This is a genomic window from Xanthomonas sp. NCPPB 1754, assembly GCF_041475725.2.
GTDB classification, from domain to species: Bacteria; Pseudomonadota; Gammaproteobacteria; order Xanthomonadales; family Xanthomonadaceae; genus Xanthomonas; species Xanthomonas euvesicatoria.
The window spans coordinates 4,805,700-4,820,760 of the sequence record NZ_CM192982.1; the positions used below are offsets into that span (position 1 = coordinate 4,805,700).

Annotated in this window: 7 protein-coding genes and 1 riboswitch; of the genes, 4 read left to right on the forward strand and 3 right to left on the reverse strand. The window is 65.1% G+C overall.

Annotation, left to right across the window (positions count from 1 at the left end; all coding sequences use genetic code 11):
* Positions 1-82 precede the first annotated feature (82 nt).
* Positions 83-243, forward strand: a riboswitch (yybP-ykoY riboswitch).
* A gap of 12 nt (positions 244-255) precedes the next feature.
* Positions 256-840 (forward strand): manganese efflux pump MntP, encoded by a 585-nt coding sequence (locus ACCQ15_RS20700; protein WP_008571731.1) that lies wholly within the window; start codon positions 256-258, stop codon positions 838-840.
* 96 nt (positions 841-936) lie between these two features.
* Here the strand turns inward: ACCQ15_RS20700 and ACCQ15_RS20705 are convergent, their stop codons facing one another.
* Positions 937-4,389, reverse strand: a complete 3,453-nt coding sequence (locus ACCQ15_RS20705) for a NahK/ErcS family hybrid sensor histidine kinase/response regulator (RefSeq protein ID WP_372381017.1) — start codon at positions 4,387-4,389, stop codon at positions 937-939.
* Positions 4,390-5,116: 727 nt separating this feature from the next.
* On the opposite strand from ACCQ15_RS20705, the gene ACCQ15_RS20710 reads away from it, so the two are divergent.
* Positions 5,117-7,759 (forward strand): glycosyl hydrolase 115 family protein, encoded by a 2,643-nt coding sequence (locus ACCQ15_RS20710; protein ID WP_372381018.1) that lies wholly within the window; start codon positions 5,117-5,119, stop codon positions 7,757-7,759.
* Between the two features lie 93 nt (positions 7,760-7,852).
* On the opposite strand, the gene ACCQ15_RS20715 is transcribed toward ACCQ15_RS20710, so the two are convergent.
* Both ACCQ15_RS20715 and ACCQ15_RS20720 read right to left on the reverse strand, forming a co-directional pair.
* A complete protein-coding gene (locus ACCQ15_RS20715) occupies positions 7,853-10,252 on the reverse strand; it encodes a GH36-type glycosyl hydrolase domain-containing protein (RefSeq protein WP_277575402.1) in 2,400 nt (799 codons plus the stop codon).
* A gap of 2 nt (positions 10,253-10,254) precedes the next feature.
* Positions 10,255-11,637 carry an MFS transporter gene (locus tag ACCQ15_RS20720; protein ID WP_372381019.1) on the reverse strand — a complete coding sequence of 461 codons (1,383 nt, stop codon included), beginning with the start codon at positions 11,635-11,637 and terminating at the stop codon, positions 10,255-10,257.
* A 157-nt stretch (positions 11,638-11,794) separates the two neighbouring features.
* On the opposite strand from ACCQ15_RS20720, the gene ACCQ15_RS20725 reads away from it, so the two are divergent.
* Both ACCQ15_RS20725 and ACCQ15_RS20730 read left to right on the forward strand, forming a co-directional pair.
* Positions 11,795-12,379: a gluconokinase gene (locus ACCQ15_RS20725; RefSeq protein WP_008571736.1), complete on the forward strand. Its 585-nt coding sequence runs from the start codon at positions 11,795-11,797 to the stop codon at positions 12,377-12,379.
* 857 nt (positions 12,380-13,236) lie between these two features.
* Positions 13,237-14,967, forward strand: coding sequence for an outer membrane protein assembly factor BamB family protein (locus ACCQ15_RS20730; RefSeq protein WP_372381020.1), 1,731 nt, complete (start codon positions 13,237-13,239; stop codon positions 14,965-14,967).
* Positions 14,968-15,061 lie beyond the last annotated feature (94 nt).

Below are 15,061 nucleotides of genomic sequence, written 5' to 3' on the forward strand. Positions count from 1 at the left end.
TAGCCACGGCTATAAAGATCAGACCGACCTTCGCGTGCAGTGCAAACGCACCGAACGCGGCAATGCGTTGGTACACTGCGCGCCCCTTGGGGAGTAGCCTGCTTTCGTGCATCGAAAGCGCCTGCATCAACATACTCGGCCAGTGCGCCGTGGTGCAGGCAACCAGTTCGGTTTGGCGAGACCAGCGGCATGCGTGCACGACGACGGTTGGCGCGGGCGCATGCCGTTGTGACCGTGCCCAACCCGAGAGTGTCGATGTCTCCTTTTTCCATTGTGTTGATCGGTTTTGCGATGTCGACCGATGCGTTTGCCGCGGCGATCGGCAAGGGCGCGGCGATGCGCAAACCGCAGTGGCGCGATGCGCTACGCGCCGGCCTGATCTTCGGCTGCATCGAAGCCATCACTCCGGTGATCGGCTGGCTGCTGGGCCGTGCCGCATCCAGTTATGTGTCTGCCTACGATCACTGGATCGCCTTCGTGCTGCTGGGCGCATTGGGCACGCACATGATCGTTGCCGGCCTGCGCGACGGGCCGGATGATGCCGAAGACGCAGCCTCCGACACGCCAAAACGGCATGGCGTGCTGGGCTTGGCCACCACCGGCTTTGCCACCAGCATCGATGCGATGGCGGTCGGCGTCAGCCTAGCGTTTCTTGATGTGCATATCGGCGTGGTGGCGGTGGTGGTGGGCCTGTGCACCTTCAGCATGGTCACTGCCGGAGTGATGCTGGGCCGCGCGCTGGGCAATCTGATCGGCAAGCGCGCTGAAATGCTGGGTGGACTGATTCTGGTGATCGTCGGCAGCGTGATTCTCTACGAGCACCTGAGCGGCGCGGCGTAAGCACCTCTCCTCGTAGGAGCGTGCCTGCGCGCGACGGAGCGTTATCGGTAATGCCCAATCGCGCGCAGGCACGCTGCTACGCTGCAGTCGCACCTGTCAGCGTGTCTTTGCATCGTGGTAGGCGCTCAGGAACGCGCGTAACGAGGCCGGTTTCACCGGCTTGGTCAGCAGCCGGTAACCGCGTTCGCGCGCAAGCTGCTTGAGTTCGTCGCGGCCGTCGGCCGTGAGCAGGGCGCCGGCGATCGGCGCCGGTGCGGCGGCTTGCACGGCATCGAGCGTGTCCAGGCCATCCATGCGGTCGTGCAGGTGGTAATCCACCAGCATCAGGTCCGGCTGTTCGCGCGCACGTTCCAGTGCCTGGTCCACGGTGCTGGCGGTGATCACCTCCACCTGCCAGCGACCGAGCAGCGCGCGCATGCCATCGAGAATTTCGCGGTCGTTATCCACGCACAGCACGCGCAGGCCGGCCAGCGAATCGCCACTGGGCGATGCACGTGCGGCCGTCACCGGCAACAGCGGTGCCACCGGAACCGGCGCCACACGCGGCAACAGGATCGAGAACATGCTGCCGCGGCCGACCTGGCTGCGCGCGCTCAGGTCGTGGTCGAGCAGGCGCGAGATGCGTTGGCAAATCGACAGGCCCAAGCCCAGGCCCTGCTCGCCCCAATCGAAGGGCTGCTGATAGCGGCGGAATTCTTCGAAGATCTGCCGCATGTGGTGCTCGGGGATGCCAGGGCCGGTGTCCCACACCTGCAGCTCCACCTGCTGCCCGCGCCCGCGCATGCCCAGCACGATGCGGCCCTGGCGCGTGTAGCGCAGCGCATTGGCCAGGAAGTTCTGCATCACCCGGCGCAGCAGGCGGCGGTCGCTGCGCACCCAGATCGGGCGCACATGCACCTGTAGCTGAAGACCACGGCTGGCCGCCACCGGCGCGTATTGCGCGGCCAGCTCGTGCATCAGCGCGCTGGCGTCGAAATCCTCGACCGTGGGACGCAATCCACCGGCATCCAGGCGCGAGACGTCGAGCAAGCCGTCGAGCAATTCTTCGGCCGCACGCAGCGAGGCATCCACGCGTTCGGCCAGATGCCGCTGCTCTTCGTTGTGCTGAAGGCTCTCGCGCAAGGCCGAGGCGAACAGGCGTGCGGCGTTGAGCGGCTGCAACACGTCATGGCTGATGGCCGCCAGAAAGCGGGTCTTGGATTGTTGCGCCAGCTCGGCTTCGCGCGAACGATCGGCCACGCGTTGTTCCAGGTTTTCGTTGGCGTCCAGCAACGCGCGTTCGGCGCGCTTGTAGTCGGTGATGTCGTTGTAGCTGGTGACGTAGCCACCGCCCGGCAGCGCCTGGCCACGCATCTCGATCACCTTGCCGTCGCTGCGGGTGCGTTCGAACACATGCGGCGAGCCGGCGCGCATATGCCGGATACGCCGATCGATCTGGTCTTCGATATCGCCCTCGCCCAGTTCGCCGCGCTCGGCGTTGTAGCGGATCAGATCGGCCACCGGCCGGCCCACATACAACATGCCATCGGGATAGCCGAACAACTGCTGATAACGCCGGTTCCAGGCGGTCAGGCGCATGTCCGGGTCGACCACGCTGACCGCGGCGCTGATGTTTTCCAGCGTGGTGGACAAGATCTCGCGATTGAAGCGCAGCTCCTGGCCGGCTTCGTCCAGCACTGCCACCACTTCGCCCAGTTCCATGCCCGAACCGCGCAACAGGCTGGTCAGCACCAGGCGCGCGGAGGCGGCGCCGATGGAGGCCGCGAGCAGGCGTTCGGTGAACTGTACCCAGGCGCGGTCGGCCACCACGGTGGGCTGCAGCTCGCGTTCCAGCAGCACCGCCTGGTCGACGAAAGCGCGATGCGCGTGCCGCTCGCCCACCACACGCTCGGCCAGCGCCTGCAGATCGGCCACGCGCACATGTCCCGGCCAGTCGCCGGCCACCGCCGGGCGCTGCGCGTACGGATCCAGGAACGGCGCTGCACGCAGCCGTTCGTCCACGCCGGGACGCCAGCGCGCAGAGACCAGCATCATCGCGCCCACGTTGATCAGCAGCGACCAGAACGTGCCATGCGCCAACGGGTCCCAGCCGCGCATGCCGAACAGCTGCTGCGGCTGCAGCCAGGCGATACCGAAGGGCCCGTCCACCAGCCAGTCGGTCTGCAGCCAGCCGGCGCGCGTGGCCGCCGGCAGCAGCAGCGTGTAGATCCAGGTCATGAAGCCGAGCGCCATGCCGGTCTCCACGCCCTTGCGGCTGGCACCGCGCCAATACAGCCCGCCGATCACACCGGGCGCAAACTGCGCCACCGCGGCAAATGCCATCAGCCCGTACGCAGCCAGCGTGGTGTCGTTGGCCACGCTGCGGTGATACCCATAGGCAATGAGCGCCAGCAGCAAGATGGCAACACGTCGGATCCACAACACGCGCGAGGCCACCGCCGCGCGCGCATCGGCGCTGCCGCGGCGACGCAGCAGCACCGGCATCACCAGGTCGTTGCTGACCATGGTGGCCAGCGCGATGCTGGCCACGATCACCATGCCGGTGGCCGCCGAGAAACCGCCCACATACGCCACCAGCGCCAGCACCGTGTTGCCCTGGCTCAGTGGCAGGGCCAGCACCACCGCATCGTCGACCACCGCACTGCCCTTGCCGAACAATGCGATGCCTGCCGAAGCGATCGGCACCACCATCGCCGAGATGATCACCAGATAGGCGCCGAAGAACCAACGCGCACGGCGGATATCGCCAACGTCGCAACATTCGACCACCGCCACATGGAACTGGCGCGGCAGGCAGATCACGGCCAGAAAACTCAGCAGCGTCTGCGAAATGAAGCCCACCGACGGCGTGTGCTCGAACAGCGTGCGCGCCGAATCGGCGATATGCAGTTGGTGCTCGCTCAACCATAGCCACGCGAACAGCCCCACCGCCACGATGGCGACCAGCTTGATCACCGACTCCAGTGCGATCGCCAGCATCATGCCGCGGTGGTGTTCGGTGGCGTCGACCTGGCGGGTGCCGAACAAGGTGGCGAACAGGGCCATCAGCAATGCCACATAAAACGCCGGGTCGGCGAAGATGCCGCGCCCGGCGCTGCTATGCCCGGTCAGCACTTCCAGGCTCATCGCCACCGCTTTGTATTGCAGCGCCAGGTACGGAACGATGCCGATCAGTGCGATCACCGCCACCAACGCGGCCAGGCGGCGCGAACGGCCGTAGCGCGAGGAGATGAAATCGGCGATGGACACGGTATTTTCGGCGCGCGCGATCAGCGCCAGGCGCTCGATGATGCGCCAGCCGAACAGCAGCAACAGCAGCGGGCCCAGATAGATCGGCAGGTAGCCGATGCCATTGCGCACCGCCGAGCCGACCGCGCCGTAAAAGGTCCACGACGAGCAATACACCGCCAGCGCCAGGCTGTAGACCGCCGGCCGCAGCCACGGCCGCTCCGGATACAGCGGGCGGCGGTCGCCCCACCACGCCACCCCGAACAGCAGGGCTGCGTAACCAAGAGAGACCAGCAGCAGGATCCAGCTCGAGACCAACATGTCCTCCGACGTGGCGCAGCGCCAGCGGTGGAGTTTACGCAGTCGCGCACATCGGCGTTGCAGGCGCCGCATCCGGGCCGGGCGGCTCTGCGGTGTGGGTGCATCGGCATGCGCGTTGCGTCCTGCCGGGCTGCGCAAGACCTTGGTGGCCTGCACTGCCCCCCGCCTTGCCGGGCATTGGCATCGCAGATTGCGCAAACATGCCCGCGCGGACTGGGGGCATATCTGCGGTTGGTGTGCGGCCACCGGCGCGGCGCCCGTGGCCATTCACACATGCCGGCACGGTTGAGCCACACAGCGACCATCGCCGCGCTCGGCGAAACCATGGCCGCGCAAGACGTGACCTGCGCAGGGCTGCGGAGCGTCTACCGAGCAGCCGGGCTTGCCGGCGGGCTTGATGTTAGCGCTAACACAACATACTGTCTGTCCACCTTGAATCGGACGATGTACCCAAAGCATTTCGTTGCTCGATGGCGTCTTGCATGACAGCAATGCCAGGCACAAGGTCATCGCTTGCGTCACTGCGCCAGTGCGATCGACTGTTGCAGTGCAACGACGGCAGTCAACGCACCCAGTTGCGCGTTCATCACCACGCGATGGAACGCGACCCCTCGTGCAGGCGTGGCGCAGACCGGTGCTGTGCATCGGCCGCGCCCGCCGCTTGGCAGTGCCGTCGATCCGTGTGTCGCACCCATCCAGAAATCAGCACCGCATGTGTGGAGAGCCCATGTCCGTTCAAGCAAGAAGCCAGATCTCGTCTAGTGCGCCGTCGGGCGTGCGATCCCTGCTGCTCATCGTGGCCGGCCTTTTCGTCGCCGACGGTGCCTGGGCCTGTCGCACGCCGGTGTCGGTGTGCGAACGCGACAGCGCCGGTGCGTTTGCGCTCATCCGCTCGGACGTACCCGCCACGGTCGTGGTCGATGCCTCGGCCGATTCCGCCGTGCGATCGGTGGCCGACAATTTCGCAGCCGACCTGCAACGGGTTGCCGGCCGCACCAGTGGCGTGAGCACCGATCTGGCAGGCGTCCGCGGAACGGCCGTGATCGTGGGCACGCTCGGCCAGAGCCCGATCATCGATACGCTGATCGCCGCCGGGAAAATCGACAGGCGCGCCTTGCTGCAACGCTGGGAGGCGTATACGCAGATTGTCGTCGATCGCCCCACGCCGCAGATCGATCGGGCGCTCGTCATCGTCGGCGCCGATCGCCGTGGCGCGGTCTTCGGTACCTACGATGTCTCCGAGAAGATTGGCGTGTCGCCGTGGTACTGGTTTGCCGACGTCGCAACGGCGCATCGATCCAACCTGTTCATCACCCGCGGCAGCGTGTCCGATGCGCCGAAGGTGCGCTACCGCGGATTCTTCATCAACGACGAAGACCCTGCCTTGAAGGGCTGGGCGACGAAGAAATTCGGTGGCGTCAATGCGAAGATGTACGCGCATGTCTTCGAGCTGGGCCTGCGCATGAAGGCCAACTATCTGTGGCCGGCGATGTGGGGCAAGGCATTCAATGTCGATGATCCCAACAACATGGTGCTGGCCGATCAGATGGGCATCGTCATGGGCACCTCCCATCATGAGCCGATGATGCGCGCGCAGAAGGAGTGGCACCTCAAGAGCATCCCCAACAGCGGCGGCGCCTGGGACTACACCCGCAATGCCGCCAACCTGCGCGCCTTCTGGAAGGGCGGCATTGCGCGAATGATGTCCAAGGGCGGCGGCCAACGCTACGACAGCCTGGTGACCGTCGGCATGCGCGGCGATGGCGACGAACCGATGGCCGAGAGCACGGCCAGCCATTTGCTGGAACAGGTTGTGGCTGACCAGCGCGCCATCATTGCCGATGTGACGAAGGCGCCGGCCGCACAAACGCCGCAGGTGTGGGCGCTCTACAAGGAAGTGCAGGACTACTACGACCACGGAATGCAGGTGCCCGACGATGTCACGCTGCTGTTTTCCGACGACAACTGGGGCCAGATCCGCCGTCTTCCGGTCACCGACCTGCAGCGCGCCGGTGGGTACGGCGTGTACTACCACTTCGATTATGTGGGGGTGCCGCGCAACTACAAATGGATCAATACCAATCAGGTCGAAAAGATCTGGCAGCAGATGGATCTGGCCTATCGGCGCGGCGCACGGCAACTGTGGGTGGTCAACGTCGGCGATATCAAGCCGATGGAATATCCACTGAGCTTTTTCCTGAAGATGGCCTGGAATCCGGAGGCGATGACGCCCGGCGCACTTGCGGCGTATCCGCAGCAATGGGCACAGGAATCGTTCGACGCGGCGCATGCCGCGCGCATCGGAGAGCTGATCACCCGCTACAGCATGCTGGTTGCGCGGAGAAAGCCGGAATTGCTCGATCAGGACAGCTTCGCCCTGGGCGAAGGTGCGCCGGCCAAGCTGGATGGCGGTGAGTTCGGCGCAATCGCGGCGCAGTGGCAGGCGCTCGAGCAGCGCATGCTCGGCGTCAAGGCGAGCCTGCCTGCCGACCAGCAAGATGCCTATTACCAGTTGATCGAATACCCGATCGCGGCAGTTTCCAATCTGTACCAGCTCTATTACGCGGCCGCATGGAACAAGCGCCTGGCCGCTCGCAACGATGCACGTGCCAATTACTTCGCCGACATGGTCGAAACCACCTTCGAGCGCGACAAGGCCCTGACACAGCGCTACCACGCGATCAACGGCGGCAAATGGGACGGCATGATGAATCAGGTCCACATGAGCTATGTGATCTGGAACGACCCGACCCAACAGTCCATGCCCTCGATCAGCCGCGTTGGCGGCGATACGCCGCCCGACCGGATCGCGCGCTCGATCGCATTCGCCCCGCCTGCCCCGCAAACGCCAGGGGTGCTTGCGCTCGAAGCGCCCATGTTCTCGCGGGTCATCGCCAACAAGGGGCTGCAATGGACGGCGATCCCCGCGCTGGGACGAACGCAAGGCGCCCTGGTCGCGCTGCCGCAGGGACAGCCTGCCACCACGGCCGAAGACCGTGTCGCAGTGGAGTACGACGTGGTGGTCACCACGCCGGGCCCTGCGACGCTCGGCCTGTATCTTGCGCCCACACTGGATACGTCCAACCGCGGGCCGCTCCGCCTCGGCGTCTCCATCGACGACGGTCCGGTGACCACCGTCAATTGGGAGCTGCACCCGACCGGCGGGGCACAGAACACGCCCACCGAAAAAGCCTGGGCAACCGCGGTACGGGACAATGCGGTGTTCGTCTCGGCGCAGATGGGCGCGTTGGCGAAGGGTCGGCACACGATCAAGGTCTTCAGGATCGACGACAACATCGTCCTGGAGAAGCTCGTGCTGAGCACCGTGCCGGTGCCTGCCTCCTATCTGGGGCCAGCGCCGACACGCTGACGCAAGCCAGCTGGAGGGCGTCCCAAGCGCGCTCCAGCCGCTTCAGCCGTCCATTGCCGCCGCCAACGCCGAGGCGGCGACCGGCCCGCGGACTCATCCGGGCAACCGGACCTCGACCCGATACACCTGCCCGCGCGCGATGTTGCCGATGCGCTGCTCCGGACAGAGCGCGCCATCGACCAGTACCTCCATCGCGGTGCGACCCGGCTCGCGCGTCAGCGTGACGTCGAAGTCCGCACCACGGAACTGGCGCCTCGCACGCGCGTGCGGCCAATGCGACGGCAGCTGCGGACGGATCGCCAGCGTATCGCCCTGCCCGACCAGTCCGAACAAGCCCTCCAGCACGCAGCGATACACCCATGCCACCGTGCCGGTGTTGAACAGCTGGCTCGAACGCCCGGCCGTGCGCGGGTATTGATGCCACGCGCCACGGTAGTAGTTGGGCAGCGACACCGGCAGGTGGCCGCGTTGCAGCACATCCTCGCGGGTCGGCCCCGGCAGCAATGCGCGCAGGATTTCCCAGGCGCGGTCGGCCTCGCCAATCTGGTACAGGCTGTACAAATAGAATGCCGCTGCGTGGTTGTACACCGCGCCGTTTTCCGCCGCGCCCGGCCACTTCTGGGTCAGCCGTCCTACGTCATCGCGCATGTGCGTGTACGCCGGCGCCAGCATCACCGGGCCATACGGTGTGTGCAGCTGCTCGCGCACCGCCTCCAGCAGCGCCGCACGTTGCTGTGCATCGGCAGTGCCGGCCAGCAGCGCGAAACTCTGCGGATTGAGATAGATGCGCCCCTCCACATCGTCGGCGATGCCGAAGCGCACCCCGTCGTCGGTGATGCCGCGCGCGTACCAGTTGCCGTCCCACAGCTCACGGTTGGCGTCGGCGTTGATGACGGCAACCGCCTCGCCGAATGCCTGCGCCTGCGCGCTGCGCCCTTGCGCGGTGCAGATCTCCGACCACAGGCGCACTGCATACGCGGTGGCCACGGTGAGCCAGCCGGACACGCCCTTGCCGCGCCAGCCGACCATGTTCATCGGGTCGCACCAGTCGCCCTGCGCGATGAAGCTCAACCCACGTGCATCGCGCGCATCCAGTAGCCACTGCATGGCCGCATCCAGGCGCTCGGCCACGCTCAGGCGCTGCCCGTCATGGGTTTCCACGAGCGCGTCCAGGATGCTGGTATCGCCGGTTTCGGCCAGATAGGCGCTCAAAAAGATCGGCAACCACACGCAATGATCGGTATGCGGCACCTGGTTGATGTATTTCAGCTCGGCGCCTTCCACCAACAAGATGCCGTCCGGCATTGCGCCGCTGGGCTCCTGCTGCGACAGGGCGTGCAACAGCGCCGCGCGTGCGGTGGCAGGCTGCAGGTAGGCCATGCCCATATGGTCCTGCAGATAATTGCGCGTCTGCGGATCGGTGGTCAGGCGATTGACGTCGCCGTGATAGAACACCTGGCGCGGCAACCAATGGTTGACCAGATTGTCCAGCGCCGCATCGGGTGTTGCGATCTGCACGCAGCCACGACCGGCCTGCAGATACTCCGCATATTCACGCGCCGCCTGGGCGAAACCGGCTTCGGAGAGATAGCGCGCACGCAGCGCAGCGATTTCGGCATCATCCTTGGCCGGCCCGAATGCGAAGCGATACACGCTGGCCGCATCGGCGTCCAGTGTCAGCCGGTACTGCAACGCGGCGGCCGGCGTTTCGTAGTGCGCATCGTGGTTGCCCAGCTGCTCGGCCTGCACGGCCGAAGGCGCGTGCAACCCGCCCTCGCCTTCGAATGCCATCTGCTGCGCGTCCCAGGCCACTGGCGTCTGCTCGTGCAGCAGGAAGGTGCAGTCCTTGAAATCGCGCTGGCGGAAGTAATCGTCCACCTTTTGATACGGCGCCACGCTACGGCAGACGATCCCGCCCAAGGCTGGCTCGTAACCGCCGGACTGATGCATCCACGACATGTAGCCGACCGGGAAATAGGCATACAGGCTCAGCCTGCGTGCGCGCCCGGACAGGTTGTGCACACGACATTCCCACAGCTCCACCGCATCGTCGGTGGGTAGAGACACGCACAATTCCACCACGATGTCGTCGTGGCGCACCCGCCAGCGCACATCGTGCTTGCCTGCAGAGAATTCAAACGCTTGCGGCTGCGCGCGCACCGGTTCATGCGGCACCGAGTACAACGCGCCGGTGTCTTCGTCCTTGAGATAGAAAAAGCGACCGGGATGATGCGCGTAGTACGGCTGCTCGGGCATCATGAAATTGCGCGCTTCCAGCATCGGCGCATGCGCGTATTTCGAGGGCTCCGGCTGCATGAACTGGCCGGTGGCGTAACCGCGGCAGGTCAGCTGCACCATCATGCGGCGGTTCCACAGGAAGCCGCCGGCATTGGGCATTGCAGTAGGGCTGTAGAGCGCATAGCGCGCACCATCGGCGCTGGGCGCCATCAGGCTGGACAGCGCATCGGACGTGGCGGGGGGCGTTGCAGACACGGTCAGGGGTGCTCCGGTTCGTCGCGCTTGCGCGCGGCCAGTTCGAGCTGGATGCGGTTCAACAGCCCGTCGTCCAGCGGATAAAAGCGCATGGTCCAGGCCGCCAGCAGCGCAACCGCGCCTGGAATCACTGTCAGCAACAGCACGATGCCGGTCAACGACCCGGTGGACTGCGCGGTATTGGCGACATAGCCCATTGCAGCCAGCACCCAGGCAATGCCGGCCGAGGCCAACGCCCCGCCGAGCTTTTGCGAAAACGTCGCCGCGGCGAACGTCATCGCCGTGGCACGGCGGCCGGTGCGCCATTCGGTGTAGTCGGCGCTATCGGCATACATCGAAAACGCCAACGGCGATTTCGGCCCCAGCGCCAGGCCGATCAGCATGTTCAAGACAAACACCGCCCACACCGCATCGGCCGGCACGAAAAACATCGCACAACTCAGCAGACCGACGAGCACCATCAGCCAGAACATCAGCTGGCGCTTGTCCCAGCGCCGCGTCAGCAGCGGCGTGATGGCCGCACCCACGCCCAATGCCACCGAGTAGCTGCCCAGAAACAGGCCGACCAGATCCGGGCGTTGTACGTAGTACTTGAGGTAGTACACGCCCGCACCGCCGCGCATGGTGATCGTGATCATGATGATCAACGACAGCACGAACAGTACGCACCACGGTTTGTTCTGCAGCAGGTCGGCGATGTCGCGACGAATCGGCGTGCGTTGTTGCGGCGGCGGCTGCACGCGTTCGCGCGTGGTCAGTGCCACGGTGACGAACAACGCCAGCGCCACTGCGCCATACAGCAGCATCGTGCGTTGCCATCCCAGCGCATCGTTGCCTGCGCCGAACCAGCGCACCAGGTCCATCGTGAAGTAATTGACCAACGTGGTCCCTGCAAATGCACCGATGAAACGCAAGCTGATCAGACCGGTGCGCTGCTGGCTGTCGGCGGTGATCACGCCGGATAGTGCCGAGTACGGAATGCTCACCACCGTGTAGGCCAGCATCATCACCAGGAAGGTGATCGTGGCCCACCACATACGCCCATGCTGGTCCAGATCCGGCGTGGTGTAGGCAAGCACGCCGGCAGCGGCCATCGGCAACGCACCCCACAACAGGTAAGGGCGGAACTTGCCCAGCCGGCTGCGCGTGCGGTCGGCCAATGCGCCCATCGCCGGGTCGGCGATCGCATCGGCGATCTTGGTCAACAGGATCATGTTGCCGACTGCAGCCGCCGGCAGGTGCATGGTGTCGGTGTAGAAGATCAACAAGAACGCCGAGATGTTGGCCCAGTACAGATTCAGACCCAGATCGCCGGCACCATAGCCCAGCTTTTCGCGCCAGCGCAGGCGCGCCGATGCAGGAGACGTTGCGGGCGATGACGTCATCGACACACCTTCAAATGCGTTGTACCAGGCCGAGCACGCCGTTACGCTGGGTGCCCGCGCACCTGGCGAGGAGCGCCGACGCTACACCACGCATCGGCTGCCGCCAACGTGAAATCCATTCGAATGCCGAATCGATCCAGAGATATAACCTGACGTGATGGACACCGCCACACATGCCACGCCCGCGTCCGCTTCGCCGCTTGCCATCGTGGTGATGGGCGTGTCGGGCAGCGGCAAGACCACCATTGCACACGCGCTGGCAGCGCATTACCGCTTCCGTTTTCTGGATGCCGACGACTACCACAGCGTGGCAGCACGCGCGCAGATGGCGGCCGGCCAACCGCTCACCGACGCGATGCGCCTGCCGTGGGTAGAACTGCTATCGGCCACGCTGCGCGATTGCGTACAGGCCGGCGAATCGGTGGTGCTGGCCTTCTCCGGTTTGCGCAGCGCGCATCGCCAACTGCTGCGCAACAGCGGCGTGCCGATGCGCTTTGTGTTCCTGCATGCGGCCCCGCACGTGATCGCCGCCCGCCTGAGCAACCGCGCCGGCCACTTCATGCCACCCACATTGCTCGACAGCCAGCTGCAGACATTGGAGCTGCCGTTGGACGAAGCGGACGTGGTGTCGGTGGACGTGGACGCCAGCGTGCCAGCGGTTGTGCAGGATGCGATCGCACAGCTAGCCGCGATCGATCCCGCTGCAGTGCAACACGCTTCGCGCGCGTCGGAGCGGGTGTAAGCGGACGCAGACCATTTGCGTGATGCGTGCAGTGGGTGCCGTCTAGGCGTCGTGCGTTGTGCGTTGTGCGTTGTGCGTTGTGCGTTGTGCGTTGTGCGTTGTGCGTTGTGCGTCGCGAGGCTGCCGCTTCCGTGTCGAGATGGATACCTGCAGCGATGCGCGGCGCGCAGCGTTACCGAAGTGCAGATCGGTGGTACCCATCACGGCGTAGCGCGCGAAACATCTGCTGTCGCGCTGGCTTGCGTATCCAGCGCGCAGCCGCACGGCCGCACGCCGCTGCGAAGTGCGCGCATCTGCAACGCGCCATGCCCTTCTCCCGCCGGAGAAGGTGTCCCGAAGCGACGGATGAGGGTACGGCCACCCGCATCGCGCATCCCGCCACCGCCGCACGCGGCACGACAAGCAACGCGCAATGCAATCGGCCACAGCGCCGATCCCAAACGCCCCATTCGGTACATACCGCAGGACGCTGCCATCGACCGGAGACGCTGCGCACCGGGTTCTCCTCGCGCCCTTCCCCATCGCGTCCATCCGTTGCAAAGGCCCACCACACAAGGTTGCGCAACATTTCCTGGTTACTTCTTGCAAACCGCCGTCATCGGCGCATCCTGGGCCAAGCCCGCATCAATCATTTTTTCTATCGCAACCCAGGAAATAGTGATGAATCATCACGATTGGTGCGAATAACGAACCGATTGAACGTAAATTTTTCAAGCTGGTCGCACCAGATGCAAACGGACCCGACCGCTGTCTGAATGCAGCGCCGCGCAGGTGTTGCGCAGTCACGTCAATCGTCCATCGTTCGGTCAGCAGATCCGGGGGGATCCAGCGCTTCCTTCCATCTAGGACATGCCGTGATGACCAATCCCAAACGCCGTTTGCGATTTTGCAGTTTGACGCTCGTTCCTTGCCTGCTCGTCAGTGCCGTGGCTTTCGCGCAGTCTGGCGCCACCACCGCGCAACAGCCGGTATCGTCCCTGGATACCGAGGCATTCGCACGCTCCGGCCAGGTCTGGCGCAGCTTCGGTCAAGACCTTCCCTTCGCCAGCCCCACCAACTGGACCACCGCCGGTGGCGGCTACTTGAACTCGCGTTTCGCACCGGGCGAGTGGAAGATCAATCGCACCACCGCCAAGACGCTCAAACCGGCGTGGACGCTGACCACCACCGGCGACATCTCGGCCACGCCCAGCGTCGAAGGCGGCACCCTGTATGTGCCCGACTGGGGTGGCACGCTGTATAGCGTGGACACGCAAACCGGCAAGCCGAACTGGCAAGCCAAACTGTCCGATTACACCGGCAACGCCAACTCGGTGACGCGCAACACGCCGGCCATCAGCGCCAAGAGCATCATCGTTGGCGACCAGGTCGCCGGCACCTTGCTGGCGCTGGACAAGAAGACCGGCAAGCTGCTGTGGAAGACCACGGTGGAAGCCAACCCGCAGGCGCGCATCACCTCCTCGCCGGTCATCTACGGCAACCGCATCTACGTCGGCGTCTCCTCCGGCGACTGGGGCAACCTGGCGGCCAACCACACCTTCAGCTTCCGCGGCAGCGTGGTGGCGGTGGATCTGAACACCGGCAAGAAGGTATGGCAGTTCTACAACGTGCCCGAGGGTTACACCGGCGCATCGGTGTGGGGCCAGGTGGCCATCGATCCGATCAACCGTCGCCTGTATTTCGGCACCGGCAACAACTACAACATTCCGCAGGGCGTGGGTAACTGCATTTCAAACGCGCGCTCCTATCGCGGCAGCGAACTCACCGTGCAGGATGAGCTCAACTGCATGGCGCCGGACAACTACGTCGATTCGGTGATTTCGTTGAATCTGGATACCGGCAAATTGATCTGGGCCAACCGTGCACAGGGGTACGATGCGTGGAACCTGTCCTGCATCGTGGCGCCGACCAACGGTCTGTGCCCCAACACGCAGGCAACCAACCTGACCGGCCCGGATTACGACTTTGGCGGTGCCGGCGTGCAACTGTTTGCCGTGCCGCGCAACGGCAGGTTGCAGCAGTTGGTCGGCGCTGGTCAGAAGAGCGGCATCTACTGGGCCTTCGACGCCAAGACCGGCGCCAAGGTCTGGTCGACCCAGGTCGGCCCCGGCGGCACCACCGGTGGCGTGGAATGGGGTACCGCGTTCGACCCGTACAAGTCGCAGATCTACGTGGCCATCAACAACAACTCCAACGCCACCTATACGTTGGGGCCGGCGAACGTGCAGACCCATAACGGCGGTTCGTGGGCCGCGCTGGACGCGGCAACCGGCCAGATCAAATGGCAGGTCAAGGTGCCCGGCGTCAACCCGGTGAATCCGACCGTGCCGGCGGGCGGCCAGGGCTCGCTGACGGTGTCGCCGAACCTGCTGTATGCGGGCTCGATGGCCGGCAATATGGTGGCACTGGACGCCGACACCGGCGCCACCGTGTGGAACTACAACGCCAGCGGCTCGGTGATCAGTTCGCCGGCCATCGCAAACGGCGCGCTGTATTGGGGCGCCGGCTACGGCCGCTTCAACTTCGGCACGGCGGCCACCGGCAACCAGCTGACCAAGTTCGTGCCGGACAACGCAGCAGCCAAGTAAGCGGAGTCTGCAGGACGGCAGTGACGCGTCCTGTCTGCAACACGACACTGCCGCCTTCGGGCGGCAGTGTCTTTCAGTGATTGTTGTTGGGCTG

Coding starts and splice junctions, on each gene's coding strand:
- ACCQ15_RS20725 (WP_008571736.1), top strand. CDS start 11,795: ATGGACACCGCCACACATGCCACGCCCGCGTCCGCTTCGCCGCTTGCC.
- ACCQ15_RS20730 (WP_372381020.1), top strand. CDS start 13,237: ATGACCAATCCCAAACGCCGTTTGCGATTTTGCAGTTTGACGCTCGTT.
- ACCQ15_RS20700 (WP_008571731.1), top strand. CDS start 256: ATGTCTCCTTTTTCCATTGTGTTGATCGGTTTTGCGATGTCGACCGAT.
- ACCQ15_RS20710 (WP_372381018.1), top strand. CDS start 5,117: ATGTCCGTTCAAGCAAGAAGCCAGATCTCGTCTAGTGCGCCGTCGGGC.
- ACCQ15_RS20705 (WP_372381017.1), bottom strand. CDS start 4,389: ATGTTGGTCTCGAGCTGGATCCTGCTGCTGGTCTCTCTTGGTTACGCA.
- ACCQ15_RS20720 (WP_372381019.1), bottom strand. CDS start 11,637: ATGACGTCATCGCCCGCAACGTCTCCTGCATCGGCGCGCCTGCGCTGG.